Annotated in this window: 18 protein-coding genes and 1 pseudogene; 10 read left to right on the top strand and 9 right to left on the bottom strand. The window is 60.3% G+C overall.

From position 1 onward, the window contains the following. Positions 1–1,199: 1,199 nt before the first annotated feature. Complete coding sequence (locus tag ACP2YO_RS33680; RefSeq protein ID WP_426435435.1) at positions 1,200–1,583, bottom strand: hypothetical protein; 384 nt, start codon at positions 1,581–1,583, stop codon at positions 1,200–1,202. Between the two features lie 636 nt (positions 1,584–2,219). Between ACP2YO_RS33680 and ACP2YO_RS33675 the strand changes: the two genes are divergently transcribed. Next, the gene (locus ACP2YO_RS33675; protein WP_426435434.1) at positions 2,220–3,008 is read left to right on the top strand and encodes an RNA ligase family protein; all 789 of its coding nucleotides are present in this window, start codon (positions 2,220–2,222) and stop codon (positions 3,006–3,008) included. A 964-nt stretch (positions 3,009–3,972) separates the two neighbouring features. On the opposite strand, the gene ACP2YO_RS33670 is transcribed toward ACP2YO_RS33675, so the two are convergent. Then, positions 3,973–4,155 carry a hypothetical protein gene (locus ACP2YO_RS33670; protein ID WP_426435433.1) on the bottom strand — a complete coding sequence of 61 codons (183 nt, stop codon included), beginning with the start codon at positions 4,153–4,155 and terminating at the stop codon, positions 3,973–3,975. Positions 4,156–4,328: 173 nt separating this feature from the next. Between ACP2YO_RS33670 and ACP2YO_RS33665 the strand changes: the two genes are divergently transcribed. Beyond that, entirely contained in the window at positions 4,329–4,673 is a 345-nt protein-coding gene (locus tag ACP2YO_RS33665) for a DUF1236 domain-containing protein (protein ID WP_426435432.1), read from the top strand. Positions 4,674–5,425: 752 nt separating this feature from the next. Here the strand turns inward: ACP2YO_RS33665 and ACP2YO_RS33660 are convergent. Next, complete coding sequence (locus ACP2YO_RS33660; protein ID WP_426435431.1) at positions 5,426–5,785, bottom strand: response regulator; 360 nt, start codon at positions 5,783–5,785, stop codon at positions 5,426–5,428. Positions 5,786–6,374: 589 nt separating this feature from the next. On the opposite strand from ACP2YO_RS33660, the gene ACP2YO_RS33655 reads away from it, so the two are divergent. From ACP2YO_RS33655 to ACP2YO_RS33640, 4 genes are all read left to right on the top strand, one after another. After that, positions 6,375–7,673: a PAS domain-containing protein gene (locus ACP2YO_RS33655; protein WP_426435430.1), complete on the top strand. Its 1,299-nt coding sequence runs from the start codon at positions 6,375–6,377 to the stop codon at positions 7,671–7,673. A 654-nt stretch (positions 7,674–8,327) separates the two neighbouring features. Then, entirely contained in the window at positions 8,328–8,537 is a 210-nt protein-coding gene (locus ACP2YO_RS33650) for a hypothetical protein (RefSeq protein WP_426435429.1), read from the top strand. A 138-nt stretch (positions 8,538–8,675) separates the two neighbouring features. After that, on the top strand, positions 8,676–9,791 hold the full coding sequence (locus ACP2YO_RS33645; protein WP_426435428.1) for a glycosyltransferase family 4 protein: 1,116 nt from the start codon (positions 8,676–8,678) through the stop codon (positions 9,789–9,791). Continuing rightward, the gene (locus ACP2YO_RS33640; protein WP_426435427.1) at positions 9,752–10,750 is read left to right on the top strand and encodes a L,D-transpeptidase family protein; all 999 of its coding nucleotides are present in this window, start codon (positions 9,752–9,754) and stop codon (positions 10,748–10,750) included. The genes ACP2YO_RS33645 and ACP2YO_RS33640 overlap by 40 nt, the downstream gene beginning before the upstream one ends. Before the next feature lie 171 nt (positions 10,751–10,921). Here the strand turns inward: ACP2YO_RS33640 and ACP2YO_RS33635 are convergent, their stop codons facing one another. Both ACP2YO_RS33635 and ACP2YO_RS33630 read right to left on the bottom strand, forming a co-directional pair. Next, a complete protein-coding gene (locus ACP2YO_RS33635) occupies positions 10,922–11,146 on the bottom strand; it encodes a hypothetical protein (protein ID WP_426435426.1) in 225 nt (74 codons plus the stop codon). 197 nt (positions 11,147–11,343) lie between these two features. Next, positions 11,344–11,643, bottom strand: a complete 300-nt coding sequence (locus ACP2YO_RS33630) for a hypothetical protein (RefSeq protein WP_426435425.1) — start codon at positions 11,641–11,643, stop codon at positions 11,344–11,346. 294 nt (positions 11,644–11,937) lie between these two features. On the opposite strand from ACP2YO_RS33630, the gene ACP2YO_RS33625 reads away from it, so the two are divergent. The 3 genes from ACP2YO_RS33625 (at position 11,938) to ACP2YO_RS33615 (ending at position 13,209) form a co-directional block, all read left to right on the top strand. Next, a complete protein-coding gene (locus ACP2YO_RS33625; protein WP_426435424.1) occupies positions 11,938–12,159 on the top strand; it encodes a hypothetical protein in 222 nt (73 codons plus the stop codon). 89 nt (positions 12,160–12,248) lie between these two features. Then, positions 12,249–12,569, top strand: coding sequence for a hypothetical protein (locus ACP2YO_RS33620; RefSeq protein WP_426435423.1), 321 nt, complete (start codon positions 12,249–12,251; stop codon positions 12,567–12,569). Positions 12,570–12,585: 16 nt separating this feature from the next. Continuing rightward, positions 12,586–13,209, top strand: coding sequence for a hypothetical protein (locus ACP2YO_RS33615; protein WP_426435422.1), 624 nt, complete (start codon positions 12,586–12,588; stop codon positions 13,207–13,209). Positions 13,210–13,381: 172 nt separating this feature from the next. Here ACP2YO_RS33615 and ACP2YO_RS33610 read toward each other — a convergent pair whose 3' ends face one another. Together ACP2YO_RS33610 and ACP2YO_RS33605 are read right to left on the bottom strand one after the other, a co-directional pair. Beyond that, on the bottom strand, positions 13,382–14,542 hold the full coding sequence (locus tag ACP2YO_RS33610) for an extracellular catalytic domain type 1 short-chain-length polyhydroxyalkanoate depolymerase (RefSeq protein WP_426435421.1): 1,161 nt from the start codon (positions 14,540–14,542) through the stop codon (positions 13,382–13,384). Between the two features lie 4 nt (positions 14,543–14,546). Continuing rightward, positions 14,547–14,966 (bottom strand): CopG family transcriptional regulator, encoded by a 420-nt coding sequence (locus ACP2YO_RS33605; RefSeq protein WP_426435420.1) that lies wholly within the window; start codon positions 14,964–14,966, stop codon positions 14,547–14,549. 176 nt (positions 14,967–15,142) lie between these two features. On the opposite strand from ACP2YO_RS33605, the gene ACP2YO_RS33600 reads away from it, so the two are divergent. Further along, complete coding sequence (locus tag ACP2YO_RS33600) at positions 15,143–15,271, top strand: hypothetical protein (RefSeq protein WP_426435419.1); 129 nt, start codon at positions 15,143–15,145, stop codon at positions 15,269–15,271. Between the two features lie 931 nt (positions 15,272–16,202). On the opposite strand, the pseudogene ACP2YO_RS33595 reads toward ACP2YO_RS33600, so the two are convergent. Then, positions 16,203–16,412: pseudogene (locus ACP2YO_RS33595) on the bottom strand (hypothetical protein); the annotation flags it as partial. Positions 16,413–16,498: 86 nt separating this feature from the next. Beyond that, the gene (locus ACP2YO_RS33590) at positions 16,499–16,681 is read right to left on the bottom strand and encodes a hypothetical protein (RefSeq protein ID WP_426435418.1); all 183 of its coding nucleotides are present in this window, start codon (positions 16,679–16,681) and stop codon (positions 16,499–16,501) included. Positions 16,682–17,126: the final 445 nt, after the last annotated feature.

Genomic DNA, 17,126 nt, shown 5'->3' with positions numbered 1-17,126 from the left:
ACCAGGACAACACTCGGCGCGCGTCCGCATGGGCGAAGCGCGACCGGTCATCCGGCGAGTTCATGGCACTGAAGCGGCCCAAAAAGAAGAAGGCTGCCAAGAAGTTTAAGGGCGTGCGGATCGAGAAAAAGGCCACGATAAAGAAGGCCAGGAAGGCCCGCTCGTGATCAGTTGAAAGCGGTTTGGGATTCCGACGGGCGAAGCCACCTTGAGCGCACAGCTCCGGTTTCAGACAGATCGCGACAATGCAATCAATCGTGCCGCCGGCGAACGTTATCGAGCCGGCCTTCAGTGTTCGACGTCTGGCACTGCGACGTTTTTCTTCTATCTTGGAAACGCGCGCGAGGTTAATCGATCAGCGAACCGATCAATTGAAAGAGTGCTTGCTGCTCCGGTCCCATTTTGCCGGGGGAGGAAGTCTGCAATCTCAATTTTTGCTGAAGAACCGCCGGAAGAAAGGTTGGCTTGGTGCAACACAAACACCCGTCCGTCGTCGTCGCGGCAGAGCGACCAGCGATCACCGTTCGAACTGTGATAGAGTTCTCGTTGGGCCGGCATGATCGTTTGCGTCCTACCAAGCGCCTAGAAATCATTCCATCATCGGTCGATGTTTGATCGGTCGACGCTACAGACGGTTCGAACGCTATCGAACATCATGTTTGACCAAGCTTCCCCGGCGGCGGGCTACTGCGCGTCGTGGGTGTGGAAAAGCCGCCGGTGATATCGGCCGCATCAGTAGAAACCCGCACTTATTCCGAGACCCAGATCCGGGCTGCAGATCGCGAGGCACAAGGAGACGAGTAATCCAATGGCGGACAACAACGCCACCGTCACGAAAGCGTTGTCGTCCTTGACGTCGGCCCCGTCATGAACAGCCGATTTGGTTTCGACGATGAGCGCGGTCAAGGTTGCAATGATAAGGCAGCCGATCCTGATCGCCAGTCGCGAGAAGCCAAGTTCATAGTGCCCTATGAATCCACGGCCAAACGCTGCGATGGCCGCGAATCCGATCTTCGCGACGCGGTACGTGAACAGGTCGTGATTGTCCTACATCCGATCGCCCGAGCTGAATATGATGCTTGGCGGCGTTCGTTTGGTCGCCGGGCGCTCAAATCCCCGGGTCAGTTGCGTCTATCCTGTCCGGATAAAGGTTCAAAGACGAGGCCGCGGGCCGCTCAGTTCGGTCGGAGAGAGGACGCTTAAAGCAACGAAGTGGGATCCACTTCATCCAGATTCACCAGAAAGACCACGGAGCGATCTCGTGCTGCATTGCGCGCGTCGAAGTAGCGCACTCTTTCGTCTGCATGAGCCAGGCGGATGCGAAGAATCGAGTAATCATCGCAAAGAGGTTTGCCGCTAGAATGAAGGGATTTGAGTTTGGCTTGAACCCTCTCGTCCATAAAAAAGGCCTCGGCTTCGAGATATTTTTTGGCAGCAATGGCTACGATCGGCACACGGTCAGCCTCGACGACAAAAACCGAAGTTGAAAAAGTCTCGCTCACTTCTTCGCCTTCAACCCGATCTCGACTAGCCGGCGGATCGCTTCGGAGCGCGCTGGCATGTCTGCCTGAGCGCTGGCCCATTTGTCGACTGCGGCTCCCACCTCCGGGGGCAAGCGCACGGCTGAAACAGGATGAACCCCGCCAACCTTCCTAGGTCGTCCGCGCGATTTTTTGTTTACAGAAATTGATTTCTTCATATTTTCAGTTTACAAAAATTCGAGACGAGTCGGAAGGTGCAACTTCCCCTCAGCTCTAACCCGAGCCACAAAGGAGTGGATATCTGCCGACCAAGGCGCCGAGTATGTGATCGCCCAGGACCTGGAATTTCTCGCGGCCCATCCGACACGCCGAAAGCGTGAGGAGTGCTTAGCGTGAAGCGCCGCCGACGGCACCGGAAGCGTATCCGGCAGCGCTAATTTAGCCGGCGCTGCGGATATGTAGCTCGCACCGCGACATCTATGAGCCCGTCGGACTTTTTACCCCGACGGGCTTTTTGCATTTTGCAACATGCGGTCGAAGGCTTTAGGGCGGCGTTTCTCGCTTCGGCGAAGTCGCTGCACCGCGGTACGTCGCTGCGAATACGGCCGCGTCTTGCGCTGTTCTGAGGTCACGCGCATCCGACTTGCCGATCAGCCGGAGGATTGAGGAAGCACGCTTGGCTAACGAGTTTCGGGCCCAGCCGATCGCGGACAGCTGGCTCTAGGAAGGGCCCACATCGTGACCACGTCACGCGCGTATACCGCCTGCCCTGCGAACATGCCGGGGTTCATTAAGCCCCAGCTCGCGACCCTGCGGAGCAACGCTCCCTCGGGGGCGCAGTGGATTCATGAGATCAAGTACGACGGTTACCGAGTCCGGCTCCATCTCGATCGCGGGAAAGCCAAAGCCTTCACCCGCAACGGCTTGAACTGGGTAAAACGGTTCTCCGTTATTGCCGGCGCCTTCGACGTTCCCGGGCAAGCCATCATTGATGGAGAGGTTGTCGTGGTCCATGAGGGCCGCACCAACTTCTCCGAGCTACAGGCCGAACTAGCCAGAGCGGACCAGGACCGTTTGCTGTACTATGCCTTCGATCTTCTATGGTTGGATGGTCAAGACCTACGCAAAAGACCGCAGGTTGAGCGCAAGGCCATCCTGCAAGGCCTGTTCGATACCTACAAGCTCGAACAACCTGTTCTCGTCAGCGAGCACATCCAAGGTGACGGGCAGGAGTTATTCGAGCATGCCAGCCGACTGAATTATGAGGGCATTGTTTCAAAGCGCGCCGATGCGCCGTACCGCTCCGATAGGAATGAAGGATGGCTGAAGGTGAAGACGGTCCAGCGCGGGCACTTTCCAATCGTCGGATTTGTCAAAGACCCTACGGGCATAGCCGCGCTCTATCTCGGAAAGCGGGAGGGCAAAGACCTGGTCTACATGGGGAAGTGGGCACGGGCTGGAATCGAACTACGTCGGCGAAGATTCGCAAAGCGCTCGAGACCGCAATCAGTCCTACGAGTAAATTGAGTAAGCCACTCAAAAAGCCCAAAGCGATACGGGTCGAGCCGAAGTTTTCGGCAGACGTTGAATAGAGGGGCTACTACGGGCCAGCTCGTTCAAGGGCCTTAGGTAGCAGACTATCAGCCCTTTTTACTGCGCCCGTTTTCATCGGATCGACGGCATCGCAACGGAGACATCGAAAGTCCGTTCTTCCAGATTCCGTGAGGACGGCCTTCATGCGCTTCTCGCACTTCGGGCACCGATCAATATCCATGGCAGGCTCCCCGTTTTGCCCTCAACATAGGAACCTGCGATTTGTTCCCGCGTTCATGTCGCTTTGGTGTCGAGACGAATATGACCGTGAAACGAAATCGAAGCCGTCCGAGCAGTTCCTTGGAAGAGCGTCTTGCTCAAGCTGCCAACGAGGCGAGATCAAAGGCGGCGCAATTAGAACCCGGCCCTGAAAGGGACAGACTACTTGCGAAGGCTCGTCAGTTTGAGACTCAGATCGGGGTGGCCGAGGTTCTAAAGGCCTGAGGGTATCGCCTTGCCGCGTTGATCTACGCAACACTGGACTGGCACTTCAGAGATAGGCGTAAAAATCGCGTCGCCGAACAAATCGTACCGGACCGATACCATCACGACCAGACATGAATGACGCCCAAAGTAGCCGCCGTCAATGATCCGACGCTAGGGGGCGACTGACATGCCATCGGCAACATTCGAACCTCTGAGAGAACGGTGGCGTGCGCAGTCCCGCAACTACGGCTTGCCCATCGAGGAAGTCGCTATGGCTCTTGGAGTCGCGCCCTCCGAGCTTTGGCCCCGAGTCTGGAGCCTTCATCAACGAGCTTGCGACATATCGGGTTAATTCGTTGCTGAGTGCCATCGTTGCCAAACTGCCGCCTCCGCCTTCTTGCGATATTCTTCGGCTTTGAATGATGACATGGGCGTTCTTAAAGCTAGCCCCGAGGAACCAAAGCGCTTTTGTTCACGTCGGCGACTGTAGGCCGTGTGAGGTCAGCCAATCCGCCATATGCGCAGCGGCTTCATTCTGGCGCGCGCGCCGAATTAGGGCGTCGCGCTCGACGCAGGGCGGCATGTTCTTAGCCCGCTCTCGTTGCTCTTGGGCTTCAATCGCCAGCTTCTCTTCAAGCGAAAGATCGTGCTTCAAGCGGCGTCGCTCCATCGTCTCTCCCCTCTTGTTCCATGCCCGGAACGGGGAATACAATTTTCAGATAGGCGTTAGGTTCCCTCCAGTTTTGGGCTCATGCGGGAAACCTTCTTGGAACCCTGCGGCGACGACGAAAGTTCTATTTCGCCGCATGTCGCGGCGAGGAGAGACCGATGAAAAAGATGCTTCTGATTTCCGCGGCCGCGACCCTGCTGTCGACCGGCGCCTTTGCCCAGTCTACCGTTGTCGAGACAACGGGCAGGGCCCATGCGGGGGCCGTGCAAATCGAGCCGGAGTACCGCACGCGCATCCACAGCTATGTCACCGAGCACAGGATACGGCCTGTCGAGACCCGCGAAAGAATCGTGGTGGGTACACCGGTGCCGCGCGAGGTCGAACTTGAAGCGGTTCCCCAGGAATGGGGCCCGTCGCTCACCCGATACCGCTACGTGTATTCGGGCGAGCATGTCATGTTGGTGGATCCCGAGAGCCGCACGGTGGTCCAAGAAGTAGAGTGAGGTCGTCGCGGCGGGCCGCGAGGCGGCGGCCCGCCGCGTCGGACAGAACGACGATTTTTTCGAGTGTCCTCGAAGACGATACGCGCGACGCACCCTACTGGCGGTCTCCATCTTTCGATCAACGTCAGACTAGACTTTTCGTCCTTTTTTGTTCTCTTGGTGCATCTGGCCTGTTTCCGACCTCCAGTGGCCTAGTTTGGAAATCGCAGTGGCCTGTTTTGACTTGGAGCAAGATTAACAAATGTTAGATTCCAAGAAACCAGAATGGGCTATCTAGCGTTGGACATCGATGGATGATGCCGCACTGAAAGCCCGCAGTGAACAAGCCCTTGTCGTTGTGACCTTAAGCACGGCAACAGTGATCGCGTGCGTTGCCCTGTTGGTGACTTCTGTGACGTAAGGCCGCCTCAGTTGGCGGCCTCTTTCATTTCAATACGGGGGCGGCGGCGGCGGCAAGCCGCGCTGCCGGAGCGATTTCAGTTGTGGTACGTCTCGTGCACACGTGCAGGGGATACGAAGTCCAAGCAGACGGCGAAAGCCGAGATCACGGCGGAGCTGATTATTGTTCGGCTGCGCCGCGTCGAGGAGTGGCTAAGGGCTGGGTTACAGCGGGTGTTGGAAGGCGCGGATATCGGCCGCGCGACGCGAGTCCGCGCGGCGCGGCTCTATCTGGAAGTTGCGGTCCGTCGGCAAGCCATAACGCGGTATCATCCCGTAAGCCAAGAATGAAAAGATCGGAGCACGCATGAGCGTTAGCTCGCCGTCACCGCTCGGAGATGCATTTCAATTTCGGCACGGCTGTAAGGCTTGGGAATGAACCGGCCGCCAGCCGGGAGTTTATCCCCCACACCCACGGCCCCCGACGTGGCAATAATCCCGATGGGCGGCCAACGGTCGCGCACGGCTGCAGCGAGCTTCAAGCCATCCATGGAACCGGGCATCTCGATATCAGTGAAGATTACCCGGACATCGTCTCGTGCCTCAAGGATGGCGATGGCGTGGTCGGCGTTCTCCGCCATGAGAGCATGAAACCCCGCCTGCTCGACCATGTCGGCCGCCTGCATGCGGATCAGAACTTCGTCTTCGACGATCAGTACAACAAAGCGCGTCATTTCGGGTGCCCGGCCACAGGCAAGGATCGGAAATCAATCCGGCCCGGCGGCCCATGTTCCTGTCAGCGCCGGGGTAATTGTCGGGAAACTGAAACGGCACGGCAGCTCTTTAACGCAAGTCGAGTTTCGAGGCCTCGCGGGATCGATACGCAACCCGCTCGCGTAGCGTCGCTACGGCCCGGCAAGAAATCGTTAGCGGTCACGGAGGAGCTTGCGCTTTTCCCTCGTGGCGGTTCACCGGCCGCGCAGCGCTGGATTGGCCTCACAGCCTTCCGCTTCCTCGGTGATGTGGACCAAAGCGGACCGCAGGCGATTAGCATATGGCTGCTTTCACACTTGTATGCCAAAGTATCTTCACGGTAGAAAATACGCCTTTGGTCGATTGTCCAACAGACGCATGGCACCTTCCGGGAACAACGATAGCTTTCCTTACGGCGGCGGCGAGATGGGCGCGCTCATCCGTCTTCGCGACTGGACCGACACTGGCTTGGGGCCGATCTCCGGGTGGCCACAAAGCCTGAAGACCACGGTTGGAATACTGCTACGCTCGCCAGTCCCCATCGTGCTCCTGTGGGGGCCGGACGGCATCATGATCTACAACGATGCCTACTCGGTCTTCGCTGGAGGACGTCATCCCGTCCTGTTCGGATCGAAAGTGCGAGAGGGTTGGCCCGAGGTCGCCGACTTCAACGACAACGTGATGAAGGTAGGCTTGGGTGGAGGCACGCTCTCGTACCGCGACCAGGAACTAACGCTTCACCGTAAAGGCTTTCCCGAGCAGGTCTGGATGAACCTCGATTACAGCCCCGTGATGGGCGAGAATGGCCGTCCCACGGGCGTACTTGCCATTGTCGTGGAGACGACCCAGCGGGTTTTGATGGAGCGGGCATTAGCGAAAACCGAGGAGCGGTTGCGTCAAGCCCTGAACGCTTCTGGAATGGTAGGCACATTTGACTGGCATGTGCAGTCCGACACTTTCTACTCGGATGCTCGATTTGCAGAAATGTTCTCGGTCGATCCCGCCAAAGGGGACAAGGGCGCACCGTTGGCGGATTACCTTGCGGGCATCCATCCCGAGGACGCAGAGCGGATCGCCAACGCGGTCAAACACGCCGTCGCGACCGGAGAAAAATATGTTCAGGAATACCGGCTGCTGCGAAAGGACGGGAGTATTCGCTGGGTCGAGGCGCGGGGCGAATGCTTGCCGGGCGAGCACGGTAAGATCGCTCGCTTCGTCGGCGTGGTGGTTGACATAACAAGCCAGAAGAACGCGCAAGAGCGCCAACGATTGCTGGCCCGGGAGGCGGATCATCGAGTCAAAAACATCTTCGCCAATTTTCACTCCCTGATCAGTCTGAGTGCCCGGTCTGCCCGTACTCCGCGGGAGATGGCCCAAGCTCTTCGTGGAAGGCTGGATGCGTTATTGCGGGCCAAGGACTTGGTCCGTCCTGGCATTATGGGCACAGAACACGCAAGCAAGCAGACGACGGTGGATGCATTGGTGCGCACAGTCTTGCAGCCCTATGAAGACGGCTCGCCCGACCGCATTGTCTTAAACGGACCCGATGTGCCTGTGGGGGCGAAGGCCGTAACGGGGCTTGCCCTCGCGTTGCATGAGAGCGCGACGAATGCGGTTAAGTACGGGGCACTTTCCCAACCGAATGGTTCGATCCACGTCACATGGGACGCGACCGGTGATGACTTCCATCTTGATTGGGACGAAACCGGTGGCCCCGAGATCGATGTGACACCGCAAGCGCGCGGCTTTGGTAGCATTCTTGCGGAGCGCAGCGTGACCGATGAGCTGGGCGGCAAGATCGAACACGACTGGCGACGAAATGGCCTTCGGCTAAAGTTGAGCGTTCCGTTGGAACGCCTCGCGTATTGAAGATGCATAGGCTCGATCCAGCTACATCAGTAAGCAAGCACTAAAGCAGGCCCCTATGCGCTCGCAGTAAGATACCGAAGAGCGACGTCAGCGCTAACGCCGACCGCGGCAGTTATCCCTGTTGCAACCAGAACGCGCCACGGTTCTACGGGACCGCGAAGACTTTTGTTTTGGTGATCGGTCACCCGGGGTCTTTTTGTACGCTTGCCGCGGTTGGATTCGACCCAGTTCACTGACCCATGGAGCTTCATAGGGCTGGGCGCCGCTTCCGAACGTCGTGAACGGCGGGTTGGGCTCCATGATGGCGAATTTAGCTTGCTTGGCCCCGCTCGGATTGAACGGCTGCATAAACCAATCGCGCATCGTAGATGCCATGAAGGCAGCGCCGCAGAAGGTCGCCACCGTCTTGAATTCCTCGGCGGATCCCCACCGGTTTCGCGCGCGCCGGTGCCTTGGCAGCGCAGTCCATGGTTCGATCTCCTCGAGAAGGCAGGGACGACGGCCACCTTAGCGGACGGTCGAGCCGGCGCGTGTGATTTGGCTCTCATAAGCATCCATCGAATTCGCCGGCGCGAGCGTTTCGGGAAAAAGTAGAAACTTTCGTCTCCGGGCTGCGTTGCCGATCCGACGATATTGCCGAGCCCGGAGCTCGAAATGGCACAAGACACTGCGATCAGGATGGCGGTCGATACGGCCTGGACGGTGTATTGCGCGACGCATGAAGGCGTCGGCGCGGCGGATGGCCGACGCTGCCTGCTCGAGCGTCATCTGAATGGGAGAGCGGAAGCGCGCGAAGGCGACGTCGAAGAGCTCGCAAGCTTCAGACTAGCCTACTTGGCACGACTTCCCGAAGAAGAATGCTGAGGCGGATGGAGGCGCTGCTCGGGCGAATCCTTGCCGGAAGCTCCCGACCAGAATGGACGCTGCTCGTCTTTTCGTACCTTTTTTCTGCGGTCGCCGTACTGGTGATGCGTTCAGTGTTCGGAGGAGGTCAGTAGGACCATGCGCATTGCCCAGATCGCCCCCCTGGCCGAAAGCGTTCCGCCGAAACTTTACGGAGGCACGGAGCGGGTGGTCGCCTGGCTGGTGGACGAGCTCGTTGATCTAGGCCACGAGGTCACCCTGTTCGCGAGCGGCGATTCCCGTACCCGAGGGAAACTTCACTCTGTGTGGCCACGCGCGCTGCGGCTTGGGCGGAAAGGGATCGACTCAAATTCCGCCATCTCCGTGCTCCTGGAAGCAATCGCCGACCGCGCGACCGACTTCGACGTCATTCATTCCCATATCGACTGGTTGCCGCTTCCGCTCCTCGGCCGGCTTGGCGTGCCGTTCCTGACCACCATGCACGGCCGGCTGGACTTGCCCGGACTGCCAGACGTCATTCGCGCCTTTCCCGATGCGCCTTTCGTCTCGATTTCCGGCAATCAGCGGATCCCTCTGCCAGAAACGAAATGGATCGGCACGATCCACCACGGACTGCCTTCAAACCAGCTTCGCCCGTGCTACGAACCGGGATCCTATTTGGCATTCTTGGGCCGCTTGACGGCGGAAAAGGGACCGGAGGTCGCCATTCGCATCGCCCGCGCCGCCGGGATGCCGCTGCACATCGCCGCCAAAATACCGAGGGCGGAGACCGGCTATTTCAAGAAGATCATCGAGCCGCACGTCGACGCTAAGGCGGTTCGGCTCATCGGCGAAGTGGACGAGGCGAGGAAGCAGCCTTTCCTCGGCGAGGCGGCTGCTCTTCTGTTTCCGATCGATTGGCCGGAGCCTTTCGGTCTCGTGATGATCGAGGCGATGGCGTGCGGGACGCCCGTGATCGCTTATCGCTCCGGATCCGTTCCCGAGGTGGTCGAGCACGGCGTAACCGGCTTCATCGTCGGGAACGAGGAGGAGGCCGTCCGTGCCGTCGGCGAGCTGCCGCGCCTCGACAGACGAGCGATCCGTGCGCGGTTTGAAGAGCGCTTTTCCGCGACGAGAATGGCGAGAGAATACGAAGCTCAATACCAGAAGCTGGTGGCCGCCTCATCCGAGGCGCAAGGCGGTCGGAAACCCTCAGCTACGCGGGAGGACACGGAATGTGGTTCGCGAGAGCAAAGCCGATCTGTGCTGCCCTGATCGCTGTCGCGATCGCGGGTCCGGCGTTGAGCGCGGAGATGACGTCCGACGCAATCAATTCGGCCGAACCGTCGAAGAAGACCCTGTCGACGGAGAAGGCGACGCCGGCGGGCGTCAGACTGCAAGTTCTGCTCGACCGTGCGCACTTCTCGCCCGGCGAGATCGACGGCAAGTTCGGCGAGAATGCCAAGAAGGCTCTGCGGGCCTACGCCGAAGCGCGTCAACTGCCGGGCTCGGATGAGCTGACGGCAGACGCCTGGCAAGCGCTCCGCACGGACGACCGACCCGTGATCGCCAACTACACCATCACCGAAAAGGACGTCGCCGGGCCGTTTCTGAGCAAGATGCCGTCCAAGATGGAAGACATGAAGGATCTTCCCAAGCTCGGCTTCACGAGCCCGCGGGAGGGTCTTGCCGAGAAATACCACATGAGCCAGCAGCTGTTGGCTGCCATGAACCCCGGGCAGCGTTTCGATCGCGCCGGCGATACGATCATCGTCGTGGATACCGGAGAGAACGGTGCCGGCGCGCCCGCCAAAGCGGACCGGGTCGAGGTCGACAAGGCCAGGCAGACGGTGACGCTCTTCGACAAGTCGAACGCCTTGATCGGCTTCTATCCTGCGACGGTCGGAAGCAAAGAGAAGCCGTCGCCGACCGGCACGCTGAAAGTGACCGAGGTCAGCCGCAATCCTACCTACCGCTACAACCCCGACTATCATTTCAAGGGCGTCCATTCCGGCAAGCCGTTCACCATCAAGCCAGGCCCGAACAATCCGGTCGGCACGGTCTGGATCAACTTGTCCGCCGATGGATATGGAATCCACGGTACGTCTGAGCCGGGGAAGGTCTCGAAGGCCGAGTCTCACGGCTGCGTTCGCCTCGCGAACTGGGATGCCGAGCGCGTGGCGGAGAGCGTGACGAAGGGGACCGCGGTAGCGTTCGTCGATGGTGAACGGTGAGGTGACTCAAGGCGTGCGCCACGGGACAAATACGCCGAGGCGCCGAGCGCCAATTCGAACGACTGCCCCGCAATTGTGACGACAAAGGATCCGGGGGTAGCGTCTGGAACGGCGCGCCAATCGAGCGCGCGGAATCGAAATCGTGCGCCGAGGCGGCGCCACCGCGCTAGGTCAGTATCGGGTTCTGCCGGGAGGCTCGTCGTTCCAGATGCGATCGATCATCTGTTTCAGCACGGGTTTCGTCAGTACGGGCACGTCCTGAAACTGTTCAGGCACGCCCGCGACTCCATAGCCGCTGCGGAAAAAGAACGGAAATCCTCGGGACGCTACCATTTCGGCGACCGGCTGAATGCTTTCGCCGTTGACGTTGATGTCGAGTATCGCGAGATCGAACACGGTGACCTCAGCAGGGGATTTGCCTTGCGCGACTGATCCGCTTCGGCGACGACGCGATGCCCGAGCTCTTCGATCATCTCGACCAGCATCATGGGGATCAAAGCTTCGTCTTCGACTAGCAGCACGGCGGCCTCAGTCATCTGGTTCTTCCGGGCTCGCTTTTGGTGCGGCAGCGTTCAGCAATTGAGAAATAGCTATCACGAGTTGAGCCGGGGCAAATGGCTTCTGAAGAAGGATGCTGTTCGGCACTCCGTTTGCTCGCCGCCTGTCGTCGACGCGATCACCGCTGTGGCAGATACTTCGGCCGCCACCGACGGCAAGCTTGCCCTTTGCAGCGCGGCCTCCTTCCTGATCGCGGCGAGGGAGTTTCCGATGCGCCCGACGATCACGGCCAGCTCGGTGTCAGACAGCCTCAGGCGCTTTCTGATGAGACGCACTTGGGTACGGTCGGTCAGGTCAAGCTTGTTACGGATCGGGTGGGGCTTCGAGCGGCGCATGATGACTACTTCCTCTCTATCGTCGTAACCACCGCTTGATGATTCCGTTCCCGACACAATGCAAAGCGGTCAGCCCGAGGCAATTGCGTCCAGCGCCGGGCTATCGGCATCCCCGCGGAATCGTGAGCACGCCGAACCTGTGCTTTGCTTGAGGGCCGGCTCCCGACGTAATGGACCGCGCCGCTTCTGCGCGAACGACCCGACCTGCGGCGGCAAACGTTCCTTCCCTCAATGAGGAACGACAGGCGGCGGGTAGACTTGACCTACACTATTCCTTGTTTTTGGAGAGCAATCATGAAAGTAATTCTGGCCGCGGCGTGTGTTCTCGCACTTGCTTCGATTTCCTCGGCGGAAGCCAAAGGCTGCATCAAGGGCGCCATCGTCGGCGGTGTCGCCGGCCACATGGCCGGACACGGCAAGCTTGGCGCGGCGGCGGGATGTGCCATCGGCCACCACGAGGCCAATAAACAGAATCCGAACAACTCGAACGTCCAGGCGCCGGCACCTCAGAAGTAGCCCCCGCGGCAAGCTGTCCGCGCCGCATCGCAACCATTTCGGACTCCGCCTGTTGTCGACCGACACAATCAACGCCGGAGAAGGAAATAATGGCGCGATCAATTGCGATTCTAACCGCTCTCATGCTGATGGGATCGGCTCACGTCAATGCTCAGACTCAGCCTGCGCAGGGCGGGCCGGGCAACAACGCCGTAAACAGCTCGGACCAGAAGAACTCCAACGCTGCGGTGGCGGGCCGCAACAGCTTCACGGAGGGGCAAGCCAAGTCGAGGATCGAGGCCGCCGGCTATTCCAATGTGTCGGGTCTTCAGAAAGACAGCCATGGTGTCTGGCGCGGCAAGGCCGACAAAGCGGGGACCAAAACCGACGTGAGCATCGACTTCCAGGGCAACGTAAACCCCTCCAAGTGAGCAGGAGCCTCCCATCATGACCACCACTATTTCTCGCCTGTACGACAACTATTCCAATGCCCAGCGGGCCGTCACTCGTCTGGAGGCGGACGGCGTCCCGCACTCGGACATCAGCATCGTCGCCAACAATTCCGACAACTGGTACAGCCGCGGTGGCAAGGTGGACCGCGATCGCGACAGGGTTGACGATCGAGCCGAAGGCGCCGGCAAGGGCGCCGGCATCGGTGCAGGACTTGGCGGCGCAGCCGGCCTTTTGGCCGGCCTTGGATTGCTGGCGATTCCGGGTCTGGGCCCTGTGGTCGCTGCAGGGTGGCTTGCCTCGACCGCCGTCGGCGCTGCGGCCGGCGCCGCGACGGGCGGCATCATCGGCGCGCTGACCGAAGCGGGAATATCGAAAGAAGATGCCTCGCGATACGCCGAAGGCATCCGCCGCGGAGGGACGTTGGTTTCGGCCCGCGTCTCCGAACAGGACCGCTCGCGATTGGACGCCGTTCTTCACGAGTCGTCTGTAAATCTTCAGGAACGGAGCGCAGCCTGGCAGAAGTCGGGATGGACCGGGTTCGATGCGGCCAGTCCGCCGCTCGCGGTGGACGATATCCGTCGTGAGCGAGAACTCTACGGAGCAGGCGTCAGAAGGTAAGGCCCCACAACGACGATTCGAGAATCGCGCCCCGGTGCTGGATGATGCAGCCAGCGGCGGGGCGCTTGCGTTCGCCGGCAATCAGCACCCAGCATTTTTACTTGACCAACAGGGCGAAGCAAGACGTAGCCTTCGTCTGCCACGGCAGGGGCTTGATGGGTACGGTCTAGCTTCACCTCTGTGGGAGCGAATGCTCGAGGAAGAAGCGCAGCATTTCTCTCGTCGCGTCCGGTCCGTCCGGATCGGTGTAGGACCCGGCGGGGCTGCCTCCGGACCATGCGTGTCCAGCTCCGTGGATGCCCCAGTGCTCGAGGATTGCGCGCCCGCCGGCGTCAGTATGGACCGTCCGGGTGTACGCATGCCCTCCCGGAACCCGCCCGCGATGTACTTTTTTCTTCGTGTTCGTCCCGCCGATGGACTGGCGGACGACTCGGCCGCCGTTATCGGGATGCACGGTCGCGTCGCGATCGCCATGGAAGACGATCGTTGGAATAGTCTGGCCGTCGCCCGACATTGCTTCGGGCCCGCCGCCTTGCCGCATCGCGACCAGGGCGGAGGGAAGGTCGGTGGCGGCCCCGCAGGCTAGTCCGGAATGTATGCCGATCGCCGCGTATAGATCGCCGTATCTCGCACCCATGACCGCGGCGGACGCGGCGCCGGCCGACAGTCCGCCGACGTAGACCCGGCGTGGATCGACCGAATGGTCGCGCATGACCTGGCGGGTGATGCCGGCGATGAGCGAGGGTTCGCCTCCGCCGCGTTTTTGGTCGCCAGGACGAAACCAATTCCAGCATTTCGCCTGGTTCGCTTCGGCGCGCTGCGCGGGATAGGCGACGAAGCAGATCTGTTCTTCCGCAATGAAGTTCATCCGCGTGCCGGCGGCGAAGTCCTCCGGCGACTGCGTGCAGCCGTGCAGCATGACCACTAAGGGAATGGCCTGTCCATGGTAGCCGCTGGGAATGAAGAGCCGATAGGCGCGGCTTCCCGCGGCATTGGCGTAGTTGCCTTCGACGAATCTGGCGCCGTCCGGAACGATATCCGCCGCGGACGGGGCGCGCCGTAGCGGCCCTCCGAGTCCGAACCCGGGAAGATTCTTGGGGAGATCCGCCGGGGTGCGGAGCACGCGCCGCGGGGGCCTCGTTCCTGCGGGGTTTGCCTTGGCTTCGATCGCGGGCGGCTCTCTTCCCGCAGGGGCGGGCCGGATGGGGGCGGGCGCGGTAGCGTATGGCACGTTCTCGCCGCGAAGCATGCGCTGGAGGAGTGCGGTGGCTTCGACGAGCTGGCCGGCGCGTGTGAGGCGTGTGGCTTCTCGAACAATGTCCTGTTTCAGCATCGCCTCACCTCGTCCTGTCGGCGAGAGCGGACTTGACCGCCGGATTGGCGTGCAAGGCTCCAAGTACGGTGATCGAGGCAATCGTGGCGCGAGCGAGCTCGGGCGTAACGTCCTGGGCGATGGTGGCGAGGCCTAGCACATTGATGTCCAGCATCTCACCGGCGCGCTGGGCCGCCTCGAGGTCTTCGCGACTGTAGTTCCGCAGCCCGAGGTCCAGACTCTTTCGGGCGGCGGACTGCTTGACCACGTCCGCGTGACGTTCGAGCTGGTTGCGGATCGCCGTTCGAATGAAATCTGTGCGGTTGGAATAGAACCCCTCCTGGACCATCAAATCGACCTGACCAAGATCGACATAACCAAGATTGATCGTGATTTTCTCCGTATCAGGGAGCTTTGGTCGAAGTTCGCGGACGTTGCCGGTCATAGATTCCATCCTTGATACCATCTATGTGGATGGTAATTGGATGGTGTCACAGCGCGGGTCAAGGGGTCCGAGCCGGAAAGCGGCGGCATTTAATCCAACGCCTGATGGTTCAACCGGCCAGTTTCAGGCAGGCACGATGGCAAGGCGCTCGGCGGCAAGGATCGCTGGATTTACCCTTGGAGGGCGGGAGCCTGACTCTGGGTGCGGACGACCGCGATGCCGACCAGGTGCTGTTCGGCGCCGACTTGACCGCTCCGGCTTTCAAGCGCGGCATGTTCAGCGGCAACATGTTGGTCGCTCAGTAGCCGGCATCCAGCGGCGGCGTTCCAGTCGTTCCCGGACACTCCGGACGCGTGTCGCCGATATCTAACGCGCGCTCGCGAGCATGCGGGGTCCGTGAGGTCCTGAATCCAGCCGTGCTCCTCGAGTTCGCGAATGACGCCGACTTCGTGCAGCACGGACACTTGAACGAAACCTCGGCGATGACGGAAGCCCCCGGGCTAATGAGCGATCAGAACGGACCGAGAATCCACCCGCGGAGGCGGCGGAGAGAGAAGGCAAGACATTCCGTGGAAGTTTTGGCTCAGCGACTGCGCGAGGCGACCGTGCAGGTGGGAATTTGGGGCGCACGACGGCGCTAGGAGAACCGCGCTACGCAACCTTCATGCCGAGGATGTTCAGACCTTCCAGACCTCGCTGGGCTTATTCGATCTCGTAATCGCCGCGCCGCTATGCGGCAGCCCGGGCCAAGAGCACGTTCAAAACGTGCAATTTGATCGCGGCAGCGTCCCGCTCTCCCTGCGAGGCAAGCCAAAGAATTCTTCGGCCACTTCAACAGCAGTTGCGACATGTCGCGTGGGTTCGTTGCTGAGTGCCACCGTTGACAAAGATGCGTTCGGCCAGCTCGCATTCGGTCTGACCCGGGTTCGATCTAAGTTCGCGCAGGATGTCGTCTGCCACGCTCATGGGGCGGCGCCTTGGTTCAAACTACGCTCCTATGAACTGAGGCCGCCCCTTACTCTGACAGCTTCTTTTCGATCTTGGCGTTCATCGTTTCAGCGAACGAACGCCGGTCTCCGAGAACAGCGCGGGCTTGGACCATAACATCTGCCTGTTTCAATCGGAGCCCACTTTTCCAGCCGCCCGGGAGGGTGGCTTCCCAGTATTCCTTGATGGCTCGTTCGGCGAGCGGATGGCTGGCCGGGTCGCCCTTCGCGATCAGTCGCCGCAGGATGCCTAGGTAGTCTTCCCAAGCGTGGCATGGGTCCACAGTATGCCGATTCGAGATCGGGCACTATCCGCCTTAATCTTGGTTCTCGGCGTTGATGTGCAGCACAAATAGGCTGTTCGACCGGGCTTAAGACGCCCGTCGATACACTGCAACATCTGTCCGGCCGTGACCGTCGCCTCTTTCCATGCGGCGTACTTATCGGGCAATTCTTCGCCGTCAGGGTCGGGCCCTGCATCTTCCTAGAAGATGTGAAAGTAATAACGCGGCATTGCAATCCAACACTGGCTTTGGTTCCTGAGCTTTACTCAGGCGGCTGCAGGCCCGGCGATGTAAGCCAATCCGACATGTGCGCTGCAGCTTCATTCTGCCGCGCGCGCCGGATCAGTGCCTCGCGCTCGACGCAGGGCGGCATGTTCTTGGCCCGGTCGCGCAGTTCTCCAGCTTCAATCATTAGCCGTTCTTCCAATGAAATATCGTGCTTCACACGCCGCCGTTCCATGGTCGTCTTTCCCCTTTCGGTTCCCGGTCCGGAACATCAGCATTTTAAGCTTCGTGGGGTCGCAAAGTTCCTCGGTCCCTAATTGCTGGCCTACGCCGGAACAAACCAAGATGACGCGCGTCAACAGTTTTGACTCCTCATCCAAAGGCCTCGACGCATCCGGCCCTGCGTCGGGGCCTTTGCGTTTCGGACGGGAATACCGGGATTTTTCCGGAGTCCACTTTGCCTGCGGAAAACGTTAATGAGTTCTTGCCGGGGCTAGATTTGATCTGGTGTGAATTTTCATTTGTGAAAACCGGCAAGGGGCCGCGCGTGAGCGGCCTCTTCTCATCTCAGGATGGCACCGCAGGGCTGGCTTTTCGTAGAGCGCGGAACCTTCGACCAGCAAGAACACCCGCGCAGTTGCGCCAAGACGCGGCCGTCACCGTGA

Source organism: Bradyrhizobium genosp. P (genome assembly GCF_049949265.1).
In the GTDB taxonomy this organism is placed as follows: domain Bacteria; phylum Pseudomonadota; class Alphaproteobacteria; order Rhizobiales; family Xanthobacteraceae; genus Bradyrhizobium.
This window is presented reverse-complemented; position numbering and strand designations above follow the sequence as displayed.

What these genes read in the sequence shown, in the direction of transcription:
- ACP2YO_RS33665 (WP_426435432.1), top strand. Translation starts at nt 4,329, where the DNA reads ATGAAAAAGATGCTTCTGATTTCCGCGGCCGCGACCCTGCTGTCGACC.
- ACP2YO_RS33615 (WP_426435422.1), top strand. Translation starts at nt 12,586, where the DNA reads ATGACCACCACTATTTCTCGCCTGTACGACAACTATTCCAATGCCCAG.
- ACP2YO_RS33660 (WP_426435431.1), bottom strand. Translation starts at nt 5,785, where the DNA reads ATGACGCGCTTTGTTGTACTGATCGTCGAAGACGAAGTTCTGATCCGC.
- ACP2YO_RS33640 (WP_426435427.1), top strand. Translation starts at nt 9,752, where the DNA reads ATGTGGTTCGCGAGAGCAAAGCCGATCTGTGCTGCCCTGATCGCTGTC.
- ACP2YO_RS33620 (WP_426435423.1), top strand. Translation starts at nt 12,249, where the DNA reads ATGGCGCGATCAATTGCGATTCTAACCGCTCTCATGCTGATGGGATCG.
- ACP2YO_RS33625 (WP_426435424.1), top strand. Translation starts at nt 11,938, where the DNA reads ATGAAAGTAATTCTGGCCGCGGCGTGTGTTCTCGCACTTGCTTCGATT.
- ACP2YO_RS33680 (WP_426435435.1), bottom strand. Translation starts at nt 1,583, where the DNA reads ATGGGCCAGCGCTCAGGCAGACATGCCAGCGCGCTCCGAAGCGATCCG.
- ACP2YO_RS33610 (WP_426435421.1), bottom strand. Translation starts at nt 14,542, where the DNA reads ATGCTGAAACAGGACATTGTTCGAGAAGCCACACGCCTCACACGCGCC.
- ACP2YO_RS33630 (WP_426435425.1), bottom strand. Translation starts at nt 11,643, where the DNA reads ATGCGCCGCTCGAAGCCCCACCCGATCCGTAACAAGCTTGACCTGACC.
- ACP2YO_RS33645 (WP_426435428.1), top strand. Translation starts at nt 8,676, where the DNA reads ATGCGCATTGCCCAGATCGCCCCCCTGGCCGAAAGCGTTCCGCCGAAA.
- ACP2YO_RS33655 (WP_426435430.1), top strand. Translation starts at nt 6,375, where the DNA reads ATGATCTACAACGATGCCTACTCGGTCTTCGCTGGAGGACGTCATCCC.
- ACP2YO_RS33650 (WP_426435429.1), top strand. Translation starts at nt 8,328, where the DNA reads ATGGCACAAGACACTGCGATCAGGATGGCGGTCGATACGGCCTGGACG.
- ACP2YO_RS33605 (WP_426435420.1), bottom strand. Translation starts at nt 14,966, where the DNA reads ATGACCGGCAACGTCCGCGAACTTCGACCAAAGCTCCCTGATACGGAG.